Annotated in this window: 22 protein-coding genes and 1 pseudogene; 11 read left to right on the forward strand and 12 right to left on the reverse strand. The window is 49.2% G+C overall.

What is annotated here, in order from left to right:
- Together trpB and trpA are read left to right on the forward strand one after the other, a co-directional pair.
- Positions 1-1,131: tryptophan synthase subunit beta (gene trpB, locus KQJ18_RS10750; RefSeq protein ID WP_216421956.1), on the forward strand; the 1,131-nt coding region annotated here is incomplete at its 5' end.
- Complete coding sequence (gene trpA / locus KQJ18_RS10755) at positions 1,131-1,937, forward strand: tryptophan synthase subunit alpha (protein WP_085048095.1); 807 nt, start codon at positions 1,131-1,133, stop codon at positions 1,935-1,937. The genes trpB and trpA, both read left to right, overlap by 1 nt.
- Before the next feature lie 32 nt (positions 1,938-1,969).
- On the opposite strand, the gene KQJ18_RS10760 is transcribed toward trpA, so the two are convergent.
- Both KQJ18_RS10760 and KQJ18_RS10765 read right to left on the reverse strand, forming a co-directional pair.
- Complete coding sequence (locus tag KQJ18_RS10760; RefSeq protein ID WP_087856122.1) at positions 1,970-3,442, reverse strand: GGDEF domain-containing protein; 1,473 nt, start codon at positions 3,440-3,442, stop codon at positions 1,970-1,972.
- 185 nt (positions 3,443-3,627) lie between these two features.
- Entirely contained in the window at positions 3,628-3,900 is a 273-nt protein-coding gene (locus KQJ18_RS10765) for a hypothetical protein (protein ID WP_085048093.1), read from the reverse strand.
- Between the two features lie 649 nt (positions 3,901-4,549).
- Here KQJ18_RS10765 and KQJ18_RS10770 point away from each other — a divergent pair.
- On the forward strand, positions 4,550-6,184 hold the full coding sequence (locus KQJ18_RS10770) for a phosphoethanolamine transferase (protein WP_346014722.1): 1,635 nt from the start codon (positions 4,550-4,552) through the stop codon (positions 6,182-6,184).
- Positions 6,185-6,249: 65 nt separating this feature from the next.
- Here the strand turns inward: KQJ18_RS10770 and ompW are convergent, their stop codons facing one another.
- Positions 6,250-6,903: an outer membrane protein OmpW gene (gene ompW / locus KQJ18_RS10775; protein WP_087856121.1), complete on the reverse strand. Its 654-nt coding sequence runs from the start codon at positions 6,901-6,903 to the stop codon at positions 6,250-6,252.
- Between the two features lie 283 nt (positions 6,904-7,186).
- Between ompW and KQJ18_RS24650 the strand changes: the two are divergent.
- The 4 genes and pseudogenes from KQJ18_RS24650 to yciA all read left to right on the forward strand — a co-directional run.
- Positions 7,187-7,273: pseudogene (locus KQJ18_RS24650) on the forward strand (YkgJ family cysteine cluster protein); the annotation flags it as partial.
- 28 nt (positions 7,274-7,301) lie between these two features.
- Positions 7,302-8,045 carry a YciC family protein gene (locus KQJ18_RS10780; protein WP_038640992.1) on the forward strand — a complete coding sequence of 248 codons (744 nt, stop codon included), beginning with the start codon at positions 7,302-7,304 and terminating at the stop codon, positions 8,043-8,045.
- Between the two features lie 53 nt (positions 8,046-8,098).
- Complete coding sequence (locus KQJ18_RS10785; RefSeq protein WP_069324644.1) at positions 8,099-8,638, forward strand: septation protein A; 540 nt, start codon at positions 8,099-8,101, stop codon at positions 8,636-8,638.
- Between the two features lie 164 nt (positions 8,639-8,802).
- On the forward strand, positions 8,803-9,204 hold the full coding sequence (gene yciA, locus KQJ18_RS10790) for an acyl-CoA thioester hydrolase YciA (protein ID WP_038640996.1): 402 nt from the start codon (positions 8,803-8,805) through the stop codon (positions 9,202-9,204).
- An 87-nt stretch (positions 9,205-9,291) separates the two neighbouring features.
- Here yciA and tonB read toward each other — a convergent pair whose 3' ends face one another.
- Entirely contained in the window at positions 9,292-10,008 is a 717-nt protein-coding gene (gene tonB / locus KQJ18_RS10795; protein ID WP_038643203.1) for a TonB system transport protein TonB, read from the reverse strand.
- 224 nt (positions 10,009-10,232) lie between these two features.
- Between tonB and KQJ18_RS10800 the strand changes: the two genes are divergently transcribed.
- Positions 10,233-10,529 (forward strand): YciI family protein, encoded by a 297-nt coding sequence (locus KQJ18_RS10800; RefSeq protein ID WP_006684292.1) that lies wholly within the window; start codon positions 10,233-10,235, stop codon positions 10,527-10,529.
- A gap of 50 nt (positions 10,530-10,579) precedes the next feature.
- Here the strand turns inward: KQJ18_RS10800 and KQJ18_RS10805 are convergent, their stop codons facing one another.
- On the reverse strand, positions 10,580-10,753 hold the full coding sequence (locus KQJ18_RS10805) for a YciY family protein (protein ID WP_087856120.1): 174 nt from the start codon (positions 10,751-10,753) through the stop codon (positions 10,580-10,582).
- A gap of 142 nt (positions 10,754-10,895) precedes the next feature.
- Here KQJ18_RS10805 and cls point away from each other — a divergent pair, with 142 nt between their 5' ends.
- Positions 10,896-12,356, forward strand: coding sequence for a cardiolipin synthase (gene cls, locus KQJ18_RS10810; protein WP_038641094.1), 1,461 nt, complete (start codon positions 10,896-10,898; stop codon positions 12,354-12,356).
- Between the two features lie 34 nt (positions 12,357-12,390).
- Positions 12,391-12,720 (forward strand): HI1450 family dsDNA-mimic protein, encoded by a 330-nt coding sequence (locus KQJ18_RS10815; RefSeq protein ID WP_003020691.1) that lies wholly within the window; start codon positions 12,391-12,393, stop codon positions 12,718-12,720.
- A 32-nt stretch (positions 12,721-12,752) separates the two neighbouring features.
- Here KQJ18_RS10815 and KQJ18_RS10820 read toward each other — a convergent pair whose 3' ends face one another.
- From KQJ18_RS10820 to ychE, 7 genes are all read right to left on the reverse strand, one after another.
- Complete coding sequence (locus KQJ18_RS10820; protein ID WP_038641095.1) at positions 12,753-13,589, reverse strand: ion transporter; 837 nt, start codon at positions 13,587-13,589, stop codon at positions 12,753-12,755.
- Positions 13,590-13,635: 46 nt separating this feature from the next.
- Positions 13,636-14,640, reverse strand: a complete 1,005-nt coding sequence (gene oppF, locus KQJ18_RS10825) for a murein tripeptide/oligopeptide ABC transporter ATP-binding protein OppF (RefSeq protein ID WP_006684288.1) — start codon at positions 14,638-14,640, stop codon at positions 13,636-13,638.
- Positions 14,637-15,650 carry a murein tripeptide/oligopeptide ABC transporter ATP-binding protein OppD gene (gene oppD / locus KQJ18_RS10830; protein WP_038641097.1) on the reverse strand — a complete coding sequence of 338 codons (1,014 nt, stop codon included), beginning with the start codon at positions 15,648-15,650 and terminating at the stop codon, positions 14,637-14,639. The genes oppF and oppD overlap by 4 nt, the downstream gene beginning before the upstream one ends.
- Before the next feature lie 11 nt (positions 15,651-15,661).
- Positions 15,662-16,570 carry an oligopeptide ABC transporter permease OppC gene (gene oppC / locus KQJ18_RS10835; protein WP_008784950.1) on the reverse strand — a complete coding sequence of 303 codons (909 nt, stop codon included), beginning with the start codon at positions 16,568-16,570 and terminating at the stop codon, positions 15,662-15,664.
- Positions 16,571-16,584: 14 nt separating this feature from the next.
- Positions 16,585-17,505, reverse strand: a complete 921-nt coding sequence (gene oppB / locus KQJ18_RS10840; protein ID WP_003020708.1) for an oligopeptide ABC transporter permease OppB — start codon at positions 17,503-17,505, stop codon at positions 16,585-16,587.
- Between the two features lie 234 nt (positions 17,506-17,739).
- Positions 17,740-19,371, reverse strand: a complete 1,632-nt coding sequence (gene oppA, locus KQJ18_RS10845; protein ID WP_069324647.1) for an oligopeptide ABC transporter substrate-binding protein OppA — start codon at positions 19,369-19,371, stop codon at positions 17,740-17,742.
- 773 nt (positions 19,372-20,144) lie between these two features.
- Positions 20,145-20,792 (reverse strand): NAAT family transporter YchE, encoded by a 648-nt coding sequence (gene ychE, locus KQJ18_RS10850; RefSeq protein ID WP_038643209.1) that lies wholly within the window; start codon positions 20,790-20,792, stop codon positions 20,145-20,147.
- A gap of 487 nt (positions 20,793-21,279) precedes the next feature.
- Here ychE and adhE point away from each other — a divergent pair, with 487 nt between their 5' ends.
- Positions 21,280-23,958 carry a bifunctional acetaldehyde-CoA/alcohol dehydrogenase gene (gene adhE, locus KQJ18_RS10855; RefSeq protein ID WP_038641104.1) on the forward strand — a complete coding sequence of 893 codons (2,679 nt, stop codon included), beginning with the start codon at positions 21,280-21,282 and terminating at the stop codon, positions 23,956-23,958.
- Positions 23,959-24,058: the final 100 nt, after the last annotated feature.

Consider the following 24,058-nt stretch of genomic DNA (forward strand, 5'->3'; position numbering starts at 1 on the left):
ATGCCTGCTCTGCGTCAACTGGAAGAAGCTTTCGTCAGCGCGCAAAAAGATCCTGAGTTTCAGGCGCAGTTTACCGATCTGCTGAAAAACTATGCTGGTCGTCCAACCGCGCTGACAAAATGCCAGAACATTACTCACGGGACCAACACCACGCTGTATCTTAAGCGTGAAGATTTACTGCACGGCGGCGCGCACAAAACTAACCAGGTGTTGGGTCAGGCGTTACTGGCGAAGCGTATGGGGAAAACGGAAATCATCGCCGAAACCGGCGCAGGTCAGCACGGCGTCGCATCGGCGCTAGCCAGTGCGCTGCTGGGTCTGAAGTGCCGTATTTATATGGGTGCGAAAGACGTTGAGCGTCAGTCGCCTAACGTTTTCCGTATGCGTCTGATGGGGGCAGAAGTCATTCCTGTTCATAGCGGTTCTGCAACGCTGAAGGATGCCTGTAACGAAGCCCTGCGCGACTGGTCTGGCAGCTACGATACCGCGCACTATATGCTCGGGACGGCGGCAGGACCGCATCCCTTCCCGACCATTGTACGTGAATTCCAGCGCATGATCGGCGAAGAAACAAAAGCGCAGATCCTGGAAAAAGAAGGTCGTTTGCCGGACGCTGTTATCGCCTGCGTGGGCGGTGGTTCTAACGCCATTGGTATGTTTGCCGATTTTATTAATGAAACCAGCGTCGGTCTGATTGGCGTAGAGCCAGGCGGTCACGGGATCGAATCCGGTGAACACGGCGCACCGTTAAAACACGGTCGTGTCGGGATTTACTTTGGCATGAAATCCCCGATGATGCAGACCGAAGAAGGACAGATTGAAGAGTCTTACTCTATTTCCGCAGGTCTGGATTTCCCGTCTGTCGGGCCGCAGCATGCATACCTGAACAGCATCGGTCGCGCCGATTATGTTTCAATCACCGACGATGAAGCGCTGGAAGCCTTCAAAACGCTGTGTTTACATGAGGGGATTATCCCGGCGCTGGAGTCCTCCCATGCCCTGGCACACGCCCTGAAAATGATGCGTGAAAATCCGGAAAAAGAGCAGTTACTGGTGGTAAATCTCTCCGGTCGCGGCGACAAAGACATTTTCACCGTACACGATATTCTGAAAGCGCGAGGGGAAATCTGATGGAACGTTACGAAAATCTTTTTGCACAGTTGAAGGACCGCAAAGAAGGTGCTTTTGTCCCCTTCGTAACCCTGGGCGATCCGTCGGTTGAGCAGTCACTGAAAATCATTGATACGCTGATTGAAGCCGGTGCCGATGCGCTTGAGCTAGGCATTCCATTCTCCGATCCGCTGGCGGACGGTCCGACCATACAGGAAGCCACACTGCGGGCATTCGCCGCGGGCGTGACACCGTCACAATGCTTTGAGATGCTGGCATTGATTCGTCAGAAACACCCTACCATTCCAATTGGTCTGCTGATGTATGCCAACCTGGTATTCAGCAAGGGTATTGACGAATTCTACGCTCAGTGCGAGAAAGTCGGTGTGGATTCTGTTTTGGTGGCAGATGTGCCCGTTGAGGAGTCTGGACCATTCAGAACTGCGGCACTCCGCCACAACATTGCACCTATTTTCATCTGCCCCCCTAACGCTGATGAAGAACTGCTCCGCCAGATTGCCTCTTACGGTCGCGGCTATACCTATCTGCTTTCACGTGCTGGCGTGACCGGTGCTGAAAATCGTGCGGCGTTACCGCTCCATCATCTGGTGGAAAAACTGAAAGAATACGGTGCTCCTCCGTCATTACAGGGATTTGGTATCTCTGCGCCTGACCAGGTCACCGGCGCGATTGAAGCCGGTGCTGCCGGGGCAATTTCCGGCTCAGCGATTGTGAAAATCATTGAGAAGAATGTTGCCGCACCTGAGCAGATGCTGGCTGAGCTGAAAGCCTTTGTCAGCGCGATGAAAGCGGCCACGCCTTACTAAGCCAAATCAACCGCCAGAGACTTCTGGCGGTTTTACCCTTCTTTGGTGTTCTTCATTTTGTACATGGCGTTATCCGCATTCTGAATTGCCACATCCAGCTCGCCGTTCACTTCCGCAATCCCCCACGACACTGACAATGGCACGGTATGACCGTCCACCACAAACACATGGCTGGTCACCTGCCCGCTAATACGCTGAGCAATGGCGATAGCGTCACTTGCCTGCGAGCGAAACAGCAGGATCATAAACTCATCCCCGCCGGTACGAATCACAATATCGTGGCTGGTTCGGGTGTTAGACAGCATTCTGTTAGCGATAATTTGCAGCGCCCGGTCACCTGCCGCATGGCCCCAGGTATCATTGACAGCCTTGAACTTATTGCAATCCAGTAACACAACCGAGCAGTGCGATAAATCACGACGCTTGATGATGTCGAGAATTCGGCGATTAAAACAACCGGTCAGCGTGTCGATATAAACCTTGAGGTCGCTTTCATTCAGCCAGGATTTTAGTGAGAAACTGATGATGACGAAGAAGAACGGCGCCAGCAGGATCACAATTCCGGCATGCGAATCACGCACCATAAAACGGCCTAATGACAGCGAATAGTGCAGCGCATATTTCTCCGAAAAATTGCGCACCATATAGCGGGACTGGCCTGTACATCTACCGGATAAACAAAGGCTCTCATTGTTGGTCAAATTCACCAACTCCACATTCAGCTCAGGTGGAAGGTGGTAGTCAAAAGCTTGAGCCAACGCTTCCTGCAGTTCCGGCTTTGAATGGTCATAGACCAGATAGGCCACGATTTGGTCTGATATCTCTTTACCCGACAGATCGTAGATATAGCTCACCACGCTGTAAGCTTTTTCACCGGTAATTTTATCGGTATAGAAGTTCGTTGAACTAAGGGCTTTGTTTTTGACGTTTTTTTGCAACAGTCGGGTATAAAAATCGACAGGTGGATAGAAAAAGTTGGTGATATCGCGCGCCATTTCAGAATTGGAGAAGCTGAAATTGCGCGAATCGGAAGCCATAAACCAGTAAAAATAATCTGAGTTTTTGGCGATAATGTAACGATGCGCATCGAAGCTCCCCGGGTTTAGCTCATTGACCATCCCGCGAATAAACTCCGCCGCCGTATACATACACAACGCATTATGACTGGTTCGCTGGGCAATAATTGTCCCCGTCGCCGAATGCAGCCGCTTTGGGTCGGCGTTAATGCCCCATTCATCTTCATTGCGGGGAACAAATTGTGAAATTTCGCCACATTGCTCGCCCGTTTTGATATGGTGATAGCGCTCGCCAATCGCGTCGGCGATCAGCTCGTTATCGTTAAAAATGTCCATCATGCGCGCTTGCAGGCGATTAACACCTTCACTGGCTGCCGCTATCCGCTGCTCATAGATAATAAACAGAAATAACGAAGTAAATATCAACGTAATGAGCCCTGATACCAGCAATGCCTGCCTGTTTCTGAGCTTATCCTGCACAATCTTCACGAGTCCACCCTGCTAGTTAACATATTGCCAAACCGGTTACCCGTTTATGTTGTTGCATAACTGCGCTGTACGTTGATTGAGAATATTTACCGCCCCTTCGCTGATGAGTCAAAAGCCCGCCGTTGCGCGCGCTGAAGTTACCGATTTATACAACAAAAGCACATATTTGTTAACATAAATGCAAACTAAGCATCGCCTTCAATGGGATATCCTGCCCGACGGATAGCCTCACGGCAGTCGTTCACACCGGCGGCGTACCCCGCTTCAATCTCACAAACCGGGCTGGCGCTGCAATAAGGCAGTTTAACCGGAGTGGCCATAAGTTTCTCCAGAATCTCCATTTTATCCATGTAATTCAGCAGTTCACGAGCCACGCTTACGGCAAACTCGGCTGTATCATCGCCGGTGAACGGTTCCAGAAGCGTGATTTTTTGTTGGAGTTGATGGCGGGTTAGCATCGTCAATACCCTCAAAGCCAGTTTGCTTAAAGAGTAGCATTACATCGAAGAAGAGAAATACGCCACTGACGATTCAGGGGGCAAATCTTAATCACAGCCTTCACAGTTATGGCTGAAACCGGGCACGGTATCCTCGTATTTTTACAGAACATATTCATAGGTAGCGAATAGCTCTGCCCATCCCACATTCGATCTGAGATGTTGCCGTTGTTTGCAATGTTTAAGAGATGAGCAGCGAAACGCTGAACGCATCAATACCATAAAGTTTTAGTAATGATTTACATAGATATCATATTAAATGTGAATATTACATTGGCTCATCAAGACTAAAATCGTTATAGTGTCAGAGTAATAGCGTTATTTTTGCAAGGCCATAATAATTTCACTTAGGTCATGTTATTAACGTGTGAATTAGTTGTTTATAAATGCAGGATGCTCCGGGATTATTTGCACTTAACTCAAATTCATCTTTTAAAAATATTCAGAAAGCCAAAGGGATCAAACCACAGGATAACGACTAAATAGCATTGAATAAAACGACATAAAGGCGATCACACCTGAGGCAGGTCTGTGAGGTTGCTACATGTAACTTATTCACCCTCAATAATTGCATAAGTAAACAATAATAGCACATAAGAAGAAAATTCTTATGTTTAAAACATATTTTGTTTGTCAGGATATCTGGGTCCATAAATTAAAAATCATGTCTATCCAATTTAACCTTCAAATGGTCAGAAGTGGTTTACGCCCACTTAAAATTATTCCGCTAATTATTTCCGTGTTAATTATTGCCAGTGTTAATATACTAACTGCAAAATATAACACTGTGATTAATCGGACACTTGTGTTTTTCATGATCATGCTTTCATTACGATGCCTACAGTATGTCTTTTTCAGAAATATTCTGGCTGCTTTAATTTTAATACCCGTCGCAGCTGATATCACTCTTCAATTGCATGCCTGGAATAATTACAACTCAGAATTTAGTTATGGATTTGCGTTAAGTGTTTTGAACACAACTCCCAGTGAAGCAATAGCGATGCTGAGATTATATTGGCGCGACTGTGTTACGTTCTTTACACTTGTAATGTTTTTTATTTACTCTATAAACACTGGCGCGAGACCTGTACCCTATCGATTTCGTCACTACCCAATAGTTATTTTGGGCTTGATAATTTTCTTTTTGTTTTCGCAAGCTTATCTCCACCAGATAAGGAAAAGTAATGTTGAAAGTCTGGTGCAACGAGTCATCCGCTCTACTCCAGTAAGTACCGGAAAAGAGTTTATGCAGGCTATGCAAGATAACGCCATAATTTCTGATATCGGTACAAACATTCCCAATTATAAGATAACAGTAACTGATACCGGGATCGAAAACTATATACTGATCGTCGGGGAATCTGCGCGTGCGTTAAATATGGGGATATATGGATACACAAGGGATACCACCCCTGAACTTATCAAACAAAAGCAGCAACTTTTACTGTTTAATAACGCGATTGCGCCTGCACCGGTAACAATCATGGCCGTCCCCCTGGCACTTACTGCTGACTCAGTGCAAGCCCGTCACCCGCGTAATTACAGCGATAATATTATTAATATCACCAACCAGGCTGGCTATGATACATACTGGTACAGTCGCCAGGGAAATGGAGGGGCGCATAACAATATAATTACCGGGATTGCCATGAATGCACATCAGCATGAATGGATAGAATATGGCTATGATGAGGCGTTGTTACCGTTATTACATAAGGCATTGCAGAAGCCAGGTAAGAAACTTATTGTCCTGCATTTATATGGCAGTCATGAACCTTCCTGTCAACGTTTTCCAGAAAGTCATACTGTCTTATTTGGCCAGAGTAAAGCTGACGATTGTTATGATAACTCAATTCGCTATACTGATGAACTGATGGGTAATATATTCAATGCACTGGAAAACACTCGCTCATCAGTAATGTATTTTTCCGATCATGCGCTGATCCGTGATCCTGCTCGCTCGGTGGTTTATTCTCATGGTGGTGTTAGACCGCCGAAAGAGGCATTACAAATCCCGATGTATATTTGGTACAGCCATTTAGTCGATGAGAAAACAAAGTTCACTGGAGATTATAATACGCCGTGGTCTGCCGATGATCTTAACTCTCTTGCAGAATTGTGGCTTGGCATCCATCGTCAGGGCAACGCGAAAAAGTCTATGAAATCCTGGTTAATAAACTACCAAAAGGAGATTTTCATCATGGACACAACGGGTAAAAAATACCATTGGAATGATGTTCGTTAATGCTGAAGAGTTGGCAAAACTGGTCATCAAATGACCAGTTTTGCCGAAAGGTTTTGCAAAAAAATTTAAAAACGATAACCCGCAGAGAACATAAACACCCACGGATCGAGACGTACGCTGTCGCTATAACGGGCTTGAGGAAGAACTGCGCCATTAGATTTGTACTTCGCTGTCGTATCGATATCCATGTACCAGACCGACATGTTAATCAGCCAGTCGCGGTTAATCAGATAGTCCATACCGACTTGCCCTGCCGCACCCCAGGAATCTTTCAGGCTCAGGTCCGATAATCCGGCTTCCTTACCGTTGTTGTTAAAGCCTTCGTCGAAGAAGGTGGTGTAGTTCACACCAACACCAACGTAAGGACGCAATTTGCTGCTGGAATCACCGAAGTACCACTGTGCCATTAATGTCGGCGGTAAATGGTGAACAGTGGCAATATCGCCCGTCGCGGCAGTCCCAATTTTGTGACGGAACGGCGTGGCTGCCAGTAATTCAACACCGATATTGTCGGTTGCCATGTAGGTGAATGTCAGACCCAACTGGGTGTTATTACTGACATCAAAGCCACCTAAGCTTCCCAGCGTCCCCCCCGCGCCTTCCGTCGGCCTGACGGTAGCAGAACCCGCACGAATGAAGAATTCTCCAGCCTCATGCGCAAATGCGTTACCAGAGAGAAGAGTTGTTAAAGCCACTGCTGCAACTGTTAATTTTTTCATGTCCGCTCCATCGTTATGGTTATAAAAGCGGAACAAATATACCCACATTGGAGTAATAAGTGATCTTACCTGGATCACATTGACTTTGATAATTTAACATTTATTGATCCAGATTAAGTTAGAACTTGCATTCAAAATCCTGGTTAAATTAATTCAGATCAATTTTGATATATTTTCGCCATGCAAGTATCCGATACTCGCTGATGACAAGCGTTGCTTATTTACCCATGATGCGCAGAGAACAACCAGCGTTCCTTCATAACGCTGAAGTGATAGCCAAAAATTACCGGAGCTTTACAAAGATATGCCTTTCCATACATCGCGCGATGCTGCCACTGTAGAGTTATCCAGGGTACAATTGCCCGCAAATGAACACCTGCAAAACTCAAGGAGAGTGCATGTCTATCACGGCGAAATCCGTTTACCGTGACACGGGAAACTTTTTCCGTAATCAATTCATTACCATCTTGCTGGTATCGTTGTTGTGCGCGTTTATCACAGTGGTGTTAGGGCATGCCTTTTCTCCCAGTGACGCACAAATTGCGCAGCTCAGTGAAGGGGATCAGTTAACCAGTAGCGTAGGTCTATTCGATCTGGTACAAAATATGACCCCGGAGCAACAGCAAATTCTGCTACGCGCTTCCGCGGCGTCGACATTTTCAGGCCTGATTGGTAATGCCATCCTCGCGGGAGGTATCATCCTGATGATTCAGCTGATTTCAGCAGGTCATCGGGTCAGCGCGTTACGCGCCATCGGCGCCAGTGCGCCAGTGTTGCCCAAGCTGTTTATTCTGATTTTTCTGACTACTCTGCTGGTGCAAATCGGTATTATGCTGGTGGTCGTACCCGGCATTCTGCTGGCCATCCTGTTAGCTCTCGCACCGGTGATGTTGGTACAGGATAAAATGGGTGTCTTTGCCGCAATGCGCAACAGTATGCGTCTGGCATGGTCTAATATGCGACTGGTCGCGCCGGCAGTGATCGGTTGGCTGCTGGCTAAAACGCTGCTGTTGCTTTTTGCGCCAAGTTTTGCGGTACTTACGCCGAACGTAGGCGCGGTATTGGCGAATACGCTGAGCAATATGATCTCCGCCGTGTTGCTGATCTATTTGTTCCGCCTGTACATGCTGATTCGCCAATAAACCCTGAACGCATACCGGGCGCAGGCCTGGTGCTTTTGATGACGGAATGAAGAATGAAGCAGTTTCTTGATTTTTTACCGCTGGTTGTCTTTTTTGCCTTTTATAAGCTTTACGACATCTACGCGGCGACCTCGGCACTGATTGTCGCGACGGCTGTGGTTTTGATTTACAGCTGGGTTCGCTACCGCAAGGTCGAGAAGATGGCGTTAATCACCTTTGTTCTGGTTGCCGTGTTCGGTGGCCTGACTATCTTCTTCCACAACGATGAATTCATTAAGTGGAAAGTTACGGTGATTTACGGACTGTTTGCCGGTGCTCTGCTGGTTAGCCAGTGGGTGATGAAAAAGCCACTGATTCAGCGCATGTTAGGCAAAGAGCTGACCCTGCCGCAGCAGGTCTGGTCGAAGCTTAATTTAGCCTGGGCCGTCTTTTTCATTCTCTGTGGCCTGGCGAATATCTATATCGCTTTTTGGCTGCCGCAGAATATTTGGGTCAACTTTAAAGTATTCGGCCTGACAGCCCTGACCTTATTCTTTACGCTGCTGAGCGGTGTCTATATTTACCGCCATCTGCCGCAGGAAGATAAATCGTAATACATGTCCGCCAGATCAACCGATCTGGCGAATTTTTATCCCCTCACGTTCCTCATTACCGCTAACCCGGCTTACTTCCACTTCACACGCCGCATCCCTCTGTTCTCAACGCGCAAATTCTAGTAGCATCGCGCCTGTAATCTTTCTCTATAGTCGGTTCAACAATGACAACAACGAATAATACTCCCCAGGGTGAACTGGTTTTACGCACTCTGGCTATGCCTGCCGATACCAATGCGAACGGTGATATTTTTGGCGGCTGGCTGATGTCACAAATGGATATAGGTGGCGCTATTCAGGCCAAAGAGATCGCACATGGTCGTGTGGTAACGGTGCGCGTTGAAGGAATGAGCTTTTTACGCCCGGTTGCCGTAGGCGATGTGGTTTGTTGCTATGCGCGCTGCGTGAAGCGCGGGACGACCTCGATCAGCATTAATATTGAAGTCTGGGTGAAGAAAGTTGCTTCAGAACCTATCGGCCAGCGCTATAAAGCCACCGAAGCCCTGTTTATCTATGTTGCCGTTGATAAAGACGGTAAGCCACGTCCGATCCCTACCCTGGGCTGATAAGTCACGATAGCATCGCCCTCCGGCAATCACTCAATTCATTGCTTATTGCCGGATGGCGGCGAACCGCCAAATCCGGCCTGCGCCTTATTCAATCTGCGTTGCGCCGTTCAGACGGAACACGATATTCACTACCAGTCCGGAACCCGGTTTCCCGGCCTCATAGCGCCATCTGCGCATCGCATTTTTCACTTCACGCTCAAACATATTCGCCGGCTGCGCGGACAGAATTTCCACGTTTTCAACACGGCCATCCGGCGTCACATCAAATTTAACTTTAACACGACCTTCTATGCGCAGCGCTTGCGCTCGCGCAGGATACTGCGGCTGATTACGGCTTAAAGCGCGAGGACCTGCTGGCGCACTTACCGCTGCTTTACTGGTTGCCGGCGCGGTACTGGTCGTTGGACGCGCAGGCGCCGTATTTTCAAATGGGGATGCCGGGCGCGGCTCTGCGGGTTTAGCATCACGTTTGGGCTGCTCTACCACTTTTTTCACCGGTTTTGGCTTCGGTTTAGGCTTGGGCTTCGGTTTCTCAATCACTACCGGAGCCTCTTTTGGCGGCTCCGGGATTGGCTCTGGTTCCGGTTCTGGCTCGACTACGGGTTCCGGCGGCGGCTGAACGGCCTGGGGCGGTTCGAGATCGGCAGGCGCGACCATGGTAACGGAGATCGGCTGCGCTGGCGCAGGCAGTTCAATAACCTGATGTACCGAGGTATACAATAGACCCGCCACTACAGCACCATGGATGCCGACGGAAAGTAACGTTGGCCAGGGAAAGCGACGAGGTAAATCAAGGGTCATTGAAGTCATAATCGTTTCAGTTAAAAAACCAGGCCCTGATTTTAAATGCAAATAGCAATCATATTCAATAAGACCTGGGCAGTAAGCCGCATTTAAAACACGATTTTATGTAAAAAAACCTTCACCACAATGTGGTCTTAACAAATCCGTTATCTTTACGTTGCAGTTGGCATGCCTTTCCAATAACGTAATTAACGACTTTTACCGATTAAGGAGCTCTACCCGTGCTGTACGTTATTTATGCTCAAGATATCGCAGACTCTCTCGACAAACGTCTTTCCGTGCGCCCTGCGCATCTGGCCCGTCTGCAACTCCTGCATGACGAAGGACGACTGCTCACGGCAGGACCGATGCCAGCAGTTGACAGTAACGATCCGGGTGTCGCGGGGTTTACCGGCTCGACGGTGATTGCAGAATTTGAATCTTTAGAAGCAGCGCAGGCGTGGGCAGAAGCCGACCCCTATGTCGCAGCAGGCGTTTACGCGCAGGTTTCAGTAAAACCGTACAAGAAAGTATTTTAAAAACAGAACGAAAGCAGACATTGGGCACCACCAGCGGTGCCCTTTTGAGATCAGATACTGTGGATTGCAAACAGCAACGAGTTACGTTGATGATTCAGAATACACTTTCTGATGCTATGGATACGCATGTTACGACGCGATTGTCCTTCAAGCCAACGTGCTTTACGGCGGCTAGCCTGACGCTGCATCCGCCAGCGTCCCACTTCCGTTCTACTACGCTTCATGTTAACTACTCTTCCAGTCACTGAGCGGCCATTATAACGCCACACCGAATGCAGGCCAGTGGTTTTCCCGTGTTTTTATTTGCCAGATTTATCCTGATGCGTAAACTCTTAACAATACGCTTTCAAAAGGATTTTTAAATTTATGACAACCTTCTACACCGTGGTGAGTTGGCTGGTCATTCTGGGTTACTGGGTACTCATTGCTGGCGTCACATTACGCATTCTAATGAAGCGACGCGCAGTGCCCTCCGCAATGGCATGGCTGTTGATCATCTATATACTGCCATTGGTAGGGATCATAGCTTATCTGTCCTTCGGTGAACTCCACCTGGGTAAACGCCGCGCCGAACGCGCCCGGGCAATGTGGCCTTCCACGGCCAAATGGCTGAACGACCTCAAAGCCTGTGAACATATTTTCGCACAGGAAAACAGCAGCGTTGCTTCTTCATTATTTAAGCTGTGCGAGCGTCGTCAGGGAATCGCCGGCGTTAAGGGGAATCAACTGCAGCTGCTCACCAGTTCCGATGACGTGATGCAGGCGCTGATCCGTGATATTCAACTGGCGCGTCATAATATCGAGATGGTGTTCTACATCTGGCAACCGGGAGGTATGGCCGATCAGGTTGCCGAGTCGTTAATGGCGGCCGCCAGAAGAGGCGTTCACTGCCGCCTGATGCTGGACTCTGCGGGCAGCGTGGCATTCTTCCGCAGCCCGTGGGCGGCGATGATGCGTAACGCGGGTATTGAAGTCGTCGAAGCCCTCAAGGTTAACCTGATGCGTGTGTTTTTGCGCCGGATGGACCTGCGCCAACACCGTAAGATGGTGATGATCGACAACTATATTGCTTATACCGGCAGCATGAACATGGTCGACCCGCGCTTCTTTAAGCAGGATGCGGGCGTGGGTCAATGGGTCGATTTAATGGCGAGAATGGAAGGACCTGTTGCCACCGCGATGGGCATCGTCTATTCCTGCGACTGGGAAATTGAAACCGGGAAACGCATTTTACCCCCGCCGCCGGATGTCAATATCATGCCGTTTGAGCAGGCCAGCGGTCACACCATTCACACTATCGCGTCGGGACCAGGTTTCCCTGAAGATTTGATCCATCAGGCGCTATTAACTGCTGCTTATTCGGCGCGTGAATATTTAATTATGACCACGCCCTATTTCGTCCCCAGCGATGATTTACTGCATGCGATCTGTACGGCCGCACAGCGTGGGGTCGACGTCAGTATCATTCTTCCGCGTAAGAATGATTCCCTGCTGGTTGGCTGGGCAAGCCGGGCATTTTTCACCGAACTGCTGGCTGCGGGCGTCAAAATATATCAGTTCGAAGGCGGCTTGCTGCACACCAAGAGCGTACTGGTTGATGGCGAACTGAGCCTGGTCGGTACCGTTAACCTGGATATGCGCAGTTTGTGGCTGAATTTTGAAATCACGCTGGTTATTGATGACGCAGGATTCGGGGGCGACCTCGCAGCAGTGCAGGATGATTATATTTCTCGTTCACGCCTTCTTGACGCTCGTTTGTGGGTAAAACGACCACTCTGGCAGCGGATTGCCGAGCGACTGTTTTACTTCTTTAGCCCGTTGCTGTAAAACGTGCCAATCAGACAGTAAACAGGTAGTCATTATGGATATGGATTTGAACAACCGCCTGACCGAAGACGAAACGCTTGAGCAGGCTTACGATATTTTTCTCGAACTGGCTGCGGACAACCTCGATCCGGCAGATATCATTCTGTTCAATTTGCAGTTTGAAGAGCGCGGCGGTGCAGAATTATTTGACCCGGCAGAGGACTGGCAGGAACACGTCGATTTTGACCTGAATCCTGACTTCTTTGCCGAAGTGGTGATTGGTCTGGCAGATACAGAAGACGGCGAGATTAACGATATTTTTGCCCGCGTTCTGTTGTGTCGCGAAAAAGACCACAAGCTCTGCCACATTCTCTGGCGCGAATAATTAAAAAAAGCTGCTCTCGCAGCTTTTTACTTTTAGCCCGGTAATTTGCTTCCGCACCGGTTACAAAACTGCGCGCTGTGCTCATGCTGACTTTGCTGACACTGCGGACATTTACGCTGATTCTGCCGATGCTGGAACGCACTGCTCATATGCGTCGTTATCAAACCTGTCGGGATCGCAATCACGGAATAACCGATCAAAATCAGCACTGACGCTACCATGCGCCCGAGCGGCGTGTGGGGAGTGATATCGCCATAGCCGACGGTGGTTACCGTGACGATGGCCCAATACACTGATGCATTCAGCGTACTAAAACCATATTTAGGTCCTTCAATCAGATACATTAGCGCGCCGAATACAATCATCAGAATGGCAATAAATGAATAGAACAAGATTAGCTGATGCCGGGCGCTTTTTATTGCGCTCCAGAATATACGCAGAGAAGGCATAAAGCGCAGCAGTTTGAGAATTCGCAGGACACGCAGGACACGCATCGCCCGCCAGGCGAAAACATAACTCAGACTGATTTCCGGCCATAACCACATCACATACAGTGGCAGAATGGTGGCAAGATCAATAATCCCCCAGAAGCTAAATACATATTTAGCGGGATTAGCCCAGCAGCATAATCGCAACAGATATTCGAGAGTAAAGACCAGAGTGATAAAGACTTCCAGCCAGACAAATACGCGCCACTCCTCAAAGGTCAAATGGTATTGCGTCCCGACCCCGGACTCAACGAAGATAACAATCACGCTGAGCAGCGCGAACAGTGCGCACATACCTTCAAAACGGCGCCCCGAGCGTGTGTCTAAATCAAATAATGTACGATAAAGCGTACGGCGAACAGAAGAAACTAAGCCAGACACAAATACCTCACCAAAAAGAAGGGCTGACCTTTATCAGCCCTCTCGATTATAGCGGGTCTACTTTCAGGCAGGAAACGGCGTGTCGAAAACTGCCTTCGAGTACCGGGCGTGTTTTTGCACACTCTGGTCCGGCAATCGGGCAGCGCGTACGGAACACACAGCCCGAAGGAGGATTAATCGGCGACGGCAACTCGCCTTCCAGCAACTGGATAACTTTGTTCCTTTCCATATCCGGATCGGGGATCGGCACAGCAGACATTAGCGCTTTGGTATAGGGGTGCAGCGGATTATGGTACACCTCGTCATAGGTGCCTAATTCCACTGCGTGTCCGAGATACATCACCAGTACGCGATCGGAGATATGCTTAACCACCGCCAGGTCGTGGGCAATGAAAATTAATGACAGCCCCATTTCACGCTGTAGCTGCTGCAGGAGGTTGACGACCTGGGCCTGAATGGATACGTCCAGCGCAGAAACCGGTTCATCACAGATAATCAGTTTCGGTTCGAGAATCAGCGCGCGGGCAATACCGATACGCTGACATTGGCCGCCGGAAAACTCATGCGGGTAACGGTTAATCAGGTTTGGCAGCAACCCAACCTTCATCATCATTGCCTTCACGCGGTCACGGACTTCCTGCCCCGGCAGTTTCGGATGATAAGTCCGCAGCGGCTCAGCAATAATTTCACCAATAGTCATACGCGGATTTAATGACGCCAGCGGATCCTGGAAAATCATCTGAATATCACTGCGCACCTCACGCCATTCATCAGGTTTCATACCCAACAAATCTTTCCCCAGCCAGGCGACCTTTCCATCAGTAGCTTTCACCAGACCGATAATCGCCCGGGCAAAGGTCGATTTTCCGCAGCCGGATTCCCCCACCACGCCAAGGGTTTCACCTTCATACAATCGCAGGGTGACGCCATCAACCGCTTTCAGGGATTTCGACGGTTGCCAGAACCACTGCTTACCATCCTTAATGTCGAAATGGACTTTGAGATCGGCAATTTCAAGGAGTACTTTTCGTTGTTCGGTGACCGTATTCATACCAGTTCCTCCACCGGTTTAAAGCAGGCGCGCAGACGGCCCGGACTAAATTCCTCCAGTGGTGGGGCACTGCTACAGATTTCCATCGCATGCGGGCAGCGCGGCTGGAACGGACAGCCTTTTGGCAGACGCAGCAGGTTCGGCGGGTTGCCCGGGATAGTCAACATCTCTTCCCCTTCGGCGTCCAGACGCGGTACGGCATTCAGCAAACCAATTGAATACGGATGAACGGGCTTATAAAAGACATCCCGTGCACTGCCATATTCCATGGTTCGTCCGGCGTACATCACCAGCACTTTGTCACAAATACCGGCGACAACCCCCAGATCGTGGGTGATCATGATAATTGCGGTGTTAAATTCACTTTTCAGTTCATTCAGCAGCGTCATAATTTGCGCCTGTACCGTAACATCGAGCGCGGTAGTCGGCTCATCGGCGATCAATAATTTTGGTCTGCACAGCAGCGCCATGGCGATCATTACGCGCTGACGCATTCCGCCAGAGAATTCATGCGGATACATTTTCATGCGCTTGCGCGCTTCCGGCATTTTCACCGCATCCAGCATTTTTACTGACTCTTCAAACGCTTCTGCTTTACTCATGCCTTTGTGCAGCATGAGAACTTCCATCAGTTGCTCTCCGACCCGCATGTACGGATTCAGAGAGGTCATCGGATCCTGAAAAATCATTGAGATTTGCTCGGCGCGCAGTTTGTTCAGCTCGTGCTCCGGTAAATTCAATATTTCACGCCCGTTAAACGTAGCGGAACCTCCGATACGGCCATTCGCCGCCAGCAGCCCCATCAGGGCAAACGCCGTTTGCGATTTGCCCGAACCGGACTCACCCACAATACCCAACGTTTCTCCGGCTCGCAGGGAAAAGTTTAAATCGTTTACTGCAGTAACATCGCCATCGGGGGTGGCAAACGTCACGCGCAGATCCTTAACGTTCAGCAGTGCGTTAGCCTGTTGTTGCGCGAGCGGCGCGGTTGCGGTCTCAATTACGCTCATGGCGGCGCTCCTTAACGGTCTTTCGGGTCGAGGGCATCACGCAGGCCATCGCCAATAAAGTTAAAACAGAACAAAGTAACCACCAGGAAACCGGCCGGGAACAGCAACAGCCATGGCGATACTTCCATTGAGTTGGCGCCATCACTCAGCAATGCGCCCCAGCTACTTAACGGCTCCTGCGTCCCTAATCCCAGAAAACTCAGGAAAGACTCAAACAGGATCATGCTGGGCACCAGCAACGAGGCGTAGACCACCACAACCCCCAATACGTTTGGCACAATATGACGGATAACGATGCGCACGGTAGACACCCCGCCGACTTGCGCCGCCTCAATAAACTCTTTGCGCTTCAGACTCAGCGTTTGTCCACGCACGATACGCGCCATATCCAGCCAGGAAACCATTCCGATAGCGACAAAAATCAGCAGGATGTTTTGTCCAAAGAAGGTCACCAGCAGGATCACGAAGAACATGAACGGGAAGGAGTTGAGGATTTCCAGCAGGCGCATCATTACCGAGTCGATTTTACCGCCGAGATAACCCGACAAAGAACCATACAGCGTGCCAACCACGACCGCCACCAACGCGGCGGCAATGCCAACCATCAGCGAGATGCGCCCGCCAATCGCCACACGCACCAGCAGATCGCGACCCGATGAGTCGGTGCCAAAGTAGTGCCCGGACTCCATATCCGGCGCGCTGGACATCATTCCCCAGTCGGTATCAAAGTAGGTAAACTGCGACAGCATTGGCGCCAGCGTCACAAACAGCGCAATAATCACCAGCACCACCAGGCTTGCCACCGCCGCGCGGTTATGCATAAATCGGCGACGCGCGTCCTGCCACAGGCTGCGACCTTCGACCTCCAGCTTTTCACTGAAATTCTCCAGCGCCTCGCTGTTTTTCTTACTTAACATCATAGCGAGCTCCAGTATCAGTAACGAATCTTCGGATCGATAACGGCATACAGCACATCGACAATCGCGTTAAACACGATAGTCAGCGTACCGACCAGAATGGTCAGACTCAGGACCAGCGAATAATCGCGATTTAAGGCACCATTGACGAACAGTTGCCCAATGCCCGGCAAACCATAGATGGTTTCAATGACCATTGAACCAGTGATTATGCCGACAAATGCCGGTCCCATATAAGACAGCACGGGTAGCAGCGCAGGTTTTAACGCATGGCGGAAAATAATCCGCCGCATCGGCAGCCCTTTGGCGCGCGCGGTACGAATAAAGTTTGAGTGCAGCACTTCAATCATTGAGCCGCGGGTAATACGGGCAATACTGGCGATATAGGCGAGCGATAACGCCACCATCGGCAGGATCATAAATTTCAACGCCCCGCCGTTCCAGCCACCGCCGGGCAGCCATTTCAACGTTATGGCGAATATCATGACCAATAAGGGAGCAACGACGAAACTGGGGATAACCACCCCGGTCATCGCGACCCCCATTACCGTGTAGTCCCAGCGCGTATTTTGCTTCAGCGCGGCGATCACCCCTGCGCTAACGCCGACGAGCACCGCCAGAATAAAGGCCGCTGCGCCAAGCTTCGCTGACACCGGAAAACTTGAAGCGACAAGGTCGTTAACCGTGTAATCTTTATATTTAAAGGATGGCCCAAAATCGCCATGCGCCAGTTGTTTCAGGTAGCTGAAATACTGTGTGGAGATGGGATCGTTGAGATGATATTTCGCTTCTATATTAGCCAGCACTTCTGGCGGCAATGCGCGTTCCCCGGTGAATGGGCTTCCCGGCGCAAGGCGCATCATAAAGAATGAAATCGTAATAAGAATAAACAGCGTCGGAATCGCTTCCAGACAGCGACGTAATATGAATTTCAACATAACCCGTACCTTCCGGCGTGTGCCTTTATACCCGTCATACTTCCAGTCGCAGGTGCGTTGGCTTTCTCACTCACCCCGGTCACTTACTACTCGTAAGCTTCCGGGGATTCGTTGCGTCGCCGCCTTCCTGCAGCTCGAATTATTTAGGGTATCCCCCTTTTCATTCGAAGAGGTGTGAATAGTGCGATGAAAAAAGACACTGTGGGGCAAAATTGATTGCCCCACGTCTTGCCATTAATGCTTGATAATATACAAGTCTTTTACATGGATATTATCCATCGGGTCTTTACCGGAGTATCCGCCAACCCATGGTTTCACCAGGCGGGCGTTAACATAGTAATAAACCGGTACAATCGCAGAATCTTTATCCAGTTGCTGCTCCGCTTTCGAATACAGCTCACTGCGCTGCGCTTCATCTGTCACTTTCAGGGTATCTGCAATCAGCTTGTCAAATGCAGGGCTCTTATAGTGAACCGTGTTGTTGGAGCTGTCGGACAGCACCATATTCAGGAAGGAAGTTGGTTCGTTGTAATCCGCGCACCAGCCCGCACGTGAAACATCATAGTTGCCCTGATGACGCGTATCGAGGAATGTTTTCCACTCCTGGTTTTCCAGCTTGACGTTAGCGCCCAGATTTTTCTTCCAGATAGAAGCTGCGGCGATAGCCAGCTTCTTGTGCAGGTCTGAGGTGTTATACAGCAGGTCAAAGGTCAACGGTTTTTCAGCGGTATAACCGGCTTCAGCCAGCAGTTTCTTCGCTTCTTCATTACGTTTTTCCTGTGACCATTTGAACCACTCTGGCTCAACCAGTTTCGCGCCATCGGTGTAAGGAGGCGTAAAGCTATAGGCAGGCAGGTCGCCCTGGTTTTTCACTTTGTTGACGATGATGTCACGATCCATCGCCAGCTTCAGCGCGGTACGAACACGAACATCGTTGAACGGTGCTTTCTGGTTGTTGATTTCGTAATAATAGGTGCACAGATACGGGTCAACGTGAACTTCGTTCGGGATCTCTTTTTTCAGTTTCTGGAATAACTCGATCGGCATGTTGTTATAGGTCATGTCGATTTCACCGCTGCGATAGCGGTTAACGTCAGTCACTTCAGAAGAAATTGGCAGGTAGGTCACCTGGTTAATAACGGTTTTGGCGTTGTCCCAGTAGTTGGTATTACGCTCAAGCACAATGCGCTCGTTAACCACCCAGTCCTTCAGTTTATACGCACCGTTAGTGACAATGTTGGCGGGCTGAGTCCACTTATCGCCGTATTTTTCAACGGCGGCTTTAGGAACCGGTGAAACGGAAGAGTGCACGAGCAGTTTGTAGAAATAAGGAACAGGTTCGCTCAGGGTTACTTCAAAAGTATGATCATCAATCGCTTTCACACCGAGATCGGTGACCGGCTTTTTACCGGCGATAATGTCATCAATATTGACGATATGACCGTACTGCAAATAACTGGCGTACGGTGAGGCGGTATTTGGGTTAGCCAAACGTTGCCAGCTGTACACAAAATCTTGCGCAGTAACAGGTGTACCGTCAGACCATTTAGCATCTTTACGCAGATGGAACGTCCAGACTTTAAAATCTTTATTGTCCCATTTCTCAGCCACGCCCGGCGATGGTTTGCCATCGACATCGCTGATTAATAAACCTTCAAACAGGTCCCGGTTAATGTTGGATTCCGGCACCCCTTCGATTTTATGTGGGTCGAGAGACTGAACTTCCGAACCGTTATTACGCACCAGAGTCTGCTTTTCAGCAAGCTGCACACCCGCTGGCACAACTGCCGCCGTGGCCACATTTCCAGCGATTAGCGCAGTGAGGATCCCCGCAGCTACTAAACTTTTTTTAGTGATGTTTGTCATTGTGTTTGTACTCCCTCATTATTATGGCTGGTTTTTTAACCAGACTGTTAATCCTGTCAGGATCCCTGTAGGGCACCGGAGATTTTCTGCCGTCAGGTGGTTTATTGTTTTACTGCTTGCTATCACCGACTTTATTTATTCTGGCGATTCGTACGACCGCCTTGCGTCGATTATCTACGTGTCTCCCCTGCCGGAAACACGCTATTACCCTGTTGAGAGAAACCAAGTGAAAATCATTCTCATCAACGTCAATTCTTCTGCAAAATACCTGGCCGGAAAGTACCAAATGCGTTTCTTCACCGCCAATACATTTTACAAATTTGTTAACCAATTCTCTTTTATTAGAAATAAATCTCACTGGAAAAGGCTTACGAATGAAAATTCATGGCAATAAAACATTAATAATCAATGAATTGCCTGATGGGCATAGTTGACGTCCCTGTCCGGTATCAACACGATGCCAAAATGCACATAAATTTAACAATTGATTATTAATTAGCACATTCATCTAAAAAAAACGCTGAAATAACTAATAACATTTCGATAATCCCACAGCAAGCCCCAGAGTATGATGTTAATAAAATAACAGCAATATCGTGCTCCCTCTGACGCAGCGCTGAGGGTTATATCCATAAAATCAATGAATAACTAAATCGTTAACCATCAGCATTTTTCATTACTGTTATGCTGATTATCAACTTTAGTGAGAAGTTTTACTGATAATGAAAGGAAACGGAGCCAACAGCGGCTCCGTTTATACTGAAGAAGGAATATCAGGCAAGCAAACCGGGGAAAATGGATTTGATACCAGTAACAATGAATTCAATCCCTAAGGCCATGAGTAACAGCCCCATAATACGCGTAATGACGTTGATCCCCGTTTGCCCCAGCAAGCGCACTAACCACGGCGCCATGCGAAATAGCCCCCAACAACACAAGGCAAACAACGCAATCGCGATAAAAAAGCCAAACAGATTAATCGCACTGTGGTAACGCGTCCCCCAAACGATGGTCGAGCTAATTGCCCCCGGTCCCGCCATCAGGGGCAATGCCAATGGCACCACGCCAATGCTTTCACGAATGGCGGTTTCTGATTTTTCCTGTTTGTTCTGCTTATCTTCGCCAAGTTTGCCACTAATCATCGACATCGCGATAGTCACAACCAGAATACCGCCGGCAATCCTGAACGAATCTATAGAGATACCGAAAAGTTGCAGGATACCGTCGCCCAGGAACAGCGAAGTCCACAGGATGATAGCGACCGACAGGTTTGCCGTGAGATTGGTTTTGTTTCGCGCAGCCGCAGTTTGGTAGCTGGTCATACTGATAAAGACCGGGATGATCCCTACCGGGTTAACCAGGGCAAATAACCCAATAAAAAATTTAAAATAAACAGGAAAATCAAATAGCGTTTGGATCACGGTTAGCTCCGAAGCGTTAGCCGGATAAAATGAGTCATAAAAATTGGAAAAATCCGCGCTGAAGATACGCCTTTTGTCAGCATACTTCACCTTCTATCTGCGTATATCTACGTAAATACGCTACTAATACTTAGTGTTATTAATATGTATTAAATATGCTAATGTGATTAGCATTCATCACCTCAATTTTTTAACACTTACCGAGAAACGCTAAAAGGGCCTGCTGAAAGGTGTCAGCTTTGCGAAATCTTGATCCAGATCACGCAATTACTACTCAGAAGTGAGTAACCTTGCTTACGTCCCCTGGAGGTAAAGCGTAAAAGTTATCTGGCGCTTGCGTATAAGCTCTTTTAGTAAATCAAGGTAAAGTGGACGTTAATTAACCGTTTGATTTTCAAACCGTTACACAAATTTTCGTCGGTCTGTCTATACTCTCGTATCGAGCAGATGATTTACTAAAAAAGTTTAACATTATCAGGAGAGCATTATGGCTGTTACTAATGTCGCTGAACTTAACGCACTTGTAGAGCGCGTAAAAAAAGCCCAGCGTGAATATGCCAGTTTCACTCAAGAACAGGTTGACAAAATCTTCCGCGCCGCCGCTCTGGCTGCCGCAGACGCTCGAATCCCTCTCGCGAAAATGGCCGTTGCCGAATCTGGCATGGGCATTGTCGAAGATAAAGTGATTAAAAACCACTTTGCTTCTGAATACATTTACAACGCTTACAAAGATGAAAAAACCTGTGGAGTGCTGTCTGAAGACGACACTTTCGGTACCATTACTATTGCTGAACCGATTGGTATCATCTGCGGTATCGTTCCAACCACTAACCCGACTTCTACTGCTATCTTCAAATCTCTGATCAGCCTGAAGACCCGTAACGCTATCATCTTCTCTCCGCATCCGCGTGCTAAAGATGCCACTAACAAAGCTGCTGACATCGTTCTGCAGGCGGCAATCGCTGCTGGCGCGCCGAAAGACTTGATCGGCTGGATCGATCAACCTTCCGTAGAACTGTCTAACGCGCTGATGCACCACCCGGACATCAACCTGATCCTTGCGACCGGTGGTCCAGGCATGGTTAAAGCGGCATACAGCTCCGGTAAACCGGCAATCGGCGTAGGCGCAGGTAACACCCCTGTTGTTATCGACGAAACCGCTGATATCAAACGTGCTGTTGCATCTGTTCTGATGTCTAAAACCTTCGATAACGGCGTAATCTGTGCTTCTGAACAGTCTGTTGTCGTGGTTGACTCTGTATACGACGCAGTACGTGAGCGTTTCGCCACTCACGGCGGCTACCTGCTGCAGGGCAAAGAGCTGAAAGCTGTTCAGGACGTGATCCTGAAAAATGGCGCGCTGAACGCCGCTATCGTTGGTCAGCCAGCCTACAAAATTGCTGAACTGGCAGGCTTCTCCGTACCAGAAACCACTAAGATTCTGATTGGTGAAGTTAAGGTTGTTGACGAAAGCGAACCGTTTGCTCACGAAAAACTGTCTCCGACGCTGGCTATGTATCGTGCGAAAGACTTCGAAGACGCAGTGGACAAAGCTGAAAAACTGGTTGCGATGGGCGGTATCGGTCATACCTCTTGCCTGTACACCGACCAGGATAACCAGCCAGAACGCGTTGCTTACTTCGGTCAGATGATGAAAACCGCGCGTATCCTGATCAACACCCCTGCTTCTCAGGGTGGTATCGGTGACCTGTACAACTTCAAACTCGCACCTTCCCTGACTCTGGGTTGTGGTTCCTGGGGTGGTAACTCCATCTCTGAAAACGTTGGTCCTAAGCACCTGATCAACAAGAAAACCGTTGCTAAGCGAGCTGAAAACATGTTGTGGCACAAACTTCCGAAATCTATCTACTTCCGTCGTGGCTCTCTGCCAATCGCGCTGGATGAAGTGATTACTGATGGTCACAAACGTGCGCTGATCGTGACCGACCGCTTCCTGTTTAACAATGGCTATGCTGACCAGATCACCTCTGTTCTGAAAGCGGCTGGCGTTGAAACCGAAGTGTTCTTTGAAGTTGAAGCTGACCCGACTCTGACCGTTGTTCGTAAAGGCGCTGAGCTGGCTAACTCCTTCAAACCAGACGTGATTATCGCGCTGGGTGGTGGTTCCCCGATGGACGCCGCGAAAATTATGTGGGTTATGTACGAACACCCGGAAACCCACTTCGAAGAACTGGCGCTGCGCTTTATGGATATCCGTAAACGTATCTACAAGTTCCCGAAAATGGGCGTGAAAGCGAAAATGATCGCCGTCACCACCACTTCCGGTACCGGTTCTGAAGTAACACCGTTTGCGGTTGTGACCGACGATGCAACCGGTCAGAAATATCCGCTGGCTGACTACGCCCTGACCCCGGATATGGCGATTGTCGATGCCAACCTGGTGATGGATATGCCGAAGTCCCTGTGTGCGTTCGGTGGTCTGGATGCCGTTACTCACGCTCTGGAAGCTTACGTTTCCGTACTGGCTTCTGAGTTCTCTGACGGTCAGGCTCTGCAGGCGCTGAAACTGCTGAAAGAAAACCTGCCAGCGTCCTACCACGAAGGTTCCAAGAACCCGGTAGCCCGTGAGCGTGTACACAGTGCAGCGACCATCGCCGGTATCGCGTTTGCGAACGCCTTCCTGGGTGTATGTCACTCCATGGCGCACAAGCTGGGTTCTCAGTTCCACATTCCTCACGGTTTGGCGAACGCCCTGCTGATCAGCAACGTTATTCGTTACAACGCGAACGACAACCCGACCAAACAGACAGCATTCAGCCAGTACGACCGTCCGCAGGCGCGTCGTCGCTATGCTGAAATCGCCGACCACCTGGGTCTGAGCGCACCGGGCGACCGTACTGCCGCGAAAATCCAGAAACTGCTGGGCTGGCTGGACGAAATCAAAGCTGAACTGGGTATTCCTAAGTCTATCCGTGAAGCTGGCGTGCAGGAAGCTGACTTCCTGGCACACGTTGACAAACTGTCTGAAGATGCGTTTGACGACCAGTGTACTGGTGCTAACCCGCGTTATCCGCTGATTGCTGAGCTGAAGCAGATTCTGCTGGATACCTACTACGGCCGTGAGTACAGCGAAGGTGAAACCACCGCTAAGGCTGAAGCAGTAGCTGCACCGAAAGCTGAGAAAAAAGCGAAGAAATCCGCTTAATTCCTTCAGAAAAGTTTTAGTCTGACTATAAACGGTCCCTTTTCGGGACCGTTTTTTTTGTACCTTACACGACCAAAATCAGGTAATACCTGACTCAACC

It is taken from the genome of Citrobacter sp. S55_ASV_140, from assembly GCF_018919505.1.
Lineage (GTDB): Bacteria > Pseudomonadota > Gammaproteobacteria > Enterobacterales > Enterobacteriaceae > Citrobacter > Citrobacter werkmanii.

What these genes read in the sequence shown, in the direction of transcription:
- oppB (WP_003020708.1), bottom strand. Translation starts at nt 17,505, where the DNA reads ATGTTGAAATTCATATTACGTCGCTGTCTGGAAGCGATTCCGACGCTG.
- yciA (WP_038640996.1), top strand. Translation starts at nt 8,803, where the DNA reads ATGACAACAACGAATAATACTCCCCAGGGTGAACTGGTTTTACGCACT.
- KQJ18_RS10765 (WP_085048093.1), bottom strand. Translation starts at nt 3,900, where the DNA reads ATGCTAACCCGCCATCAACTCCAACAAAAAATCACGCTTCTGGAACCG.
- KQJ18_RS10770 (WP_346014722.1), top strand. Translation starts at nt 4,550, where the DNA reads ATGTTTAAAACATATTTTGTTTGTCAGGATATCTGGGTCCATAAATTA.
- tonB (WP_038643203.1), bottom strand. Translation starts at nt 10,008, where the DNA reads ATGACCCTTGATTTACCTCGTCGCTTTCCCTGGCCAACGTTACTTTCC.
- ompW (WP_087856121.1), bottom strand. Translation starts at nt 6,903, where the DNA reads ATGAAAAAATTAACAGTTGCAGCAGTGGCTTTAACAACTCTTCTCTCT.
- cls (WP_038641094.1), top strand. Translation starts at nt 10,896, where the DNA reads ATGACAACCTTCTACACCGTGGTGAGTTGGCTGGTCATTCTGGGTTAC.
- oppF (WP_006684288.1), bottom strand. Translation starts at nt 14,640, where the DNA reads ATGAATACGGTCACCGAACAACGAAAAGTACTCCTTGAAATTGCCGAT.
- KQJ18_RS10785 (WP_069324644.1), top strand. Translation starts at nt 8,099, where the DNA reads ATGAAGCAGTTTCTTGATTTTTTACCGCTGGTTGTCTTTTTTGCCTTT.
- adhE (WP_038641104.1), top strand. Translation starts at nt 21,280, where the DNA reads ATGGCTGTTACTAATGTCGCTGAACTTAACGCACTTGTAGAGCGCGTA.
- oppC (WP_008784950.1), bottom strand. Translation starts at nt 16,570, where the DNA reads ATGATGTTAAGTAAGAAAAACAGCGAGGCGCTGGAGAATTTCAGTGAA.
- KQJ18_RS10780 (WP_038640992.1), top strand. Translation starts at nt 7,302, where the DNA reads ATGTCTATCACGGCGAAATCCGTTTACCGTGACACGGGAAACTTTTTC.
- oppD (WP_038641097.1), bottom strand. Translation starts at nt 15,650, where the DNA reads ATGAGCGTAATTGAGACCGCAACCGCGCCGCTCGCGCAACAACAGGCT.
- oppA (WP_069324647.1), bottom strand. Translation starts at nt 19,371, where the DNA reads ATGACAAACATCACTAAAAAAAGTTTAGTAGCTGCGGGGATCCTCACT.
- trpA (WP_085048095.1), top strand. Translation starts at nt 1,131, where the DNA reads ATGGAACGTTACGAAAATCTTTTTGCACAGTTGAAGGACCGCAAAGAA.
- KQJ18_RS10815 (WP_003020691.1), top strand. Translation starts at nt 12,391, where the DNA reads ATGGATATGGATTTGAACAACCGCCTGACCGAAGACGAAACGCTTGAG.
- KQJ18_RS10805 (WP_087856120.1), bottom strand. Translation starts at nt 10,753, where the DNA reads ATGAAGCGTAGTAGAACGGAAGTGGGACGCTGGCGGATGCAGCGTCAG.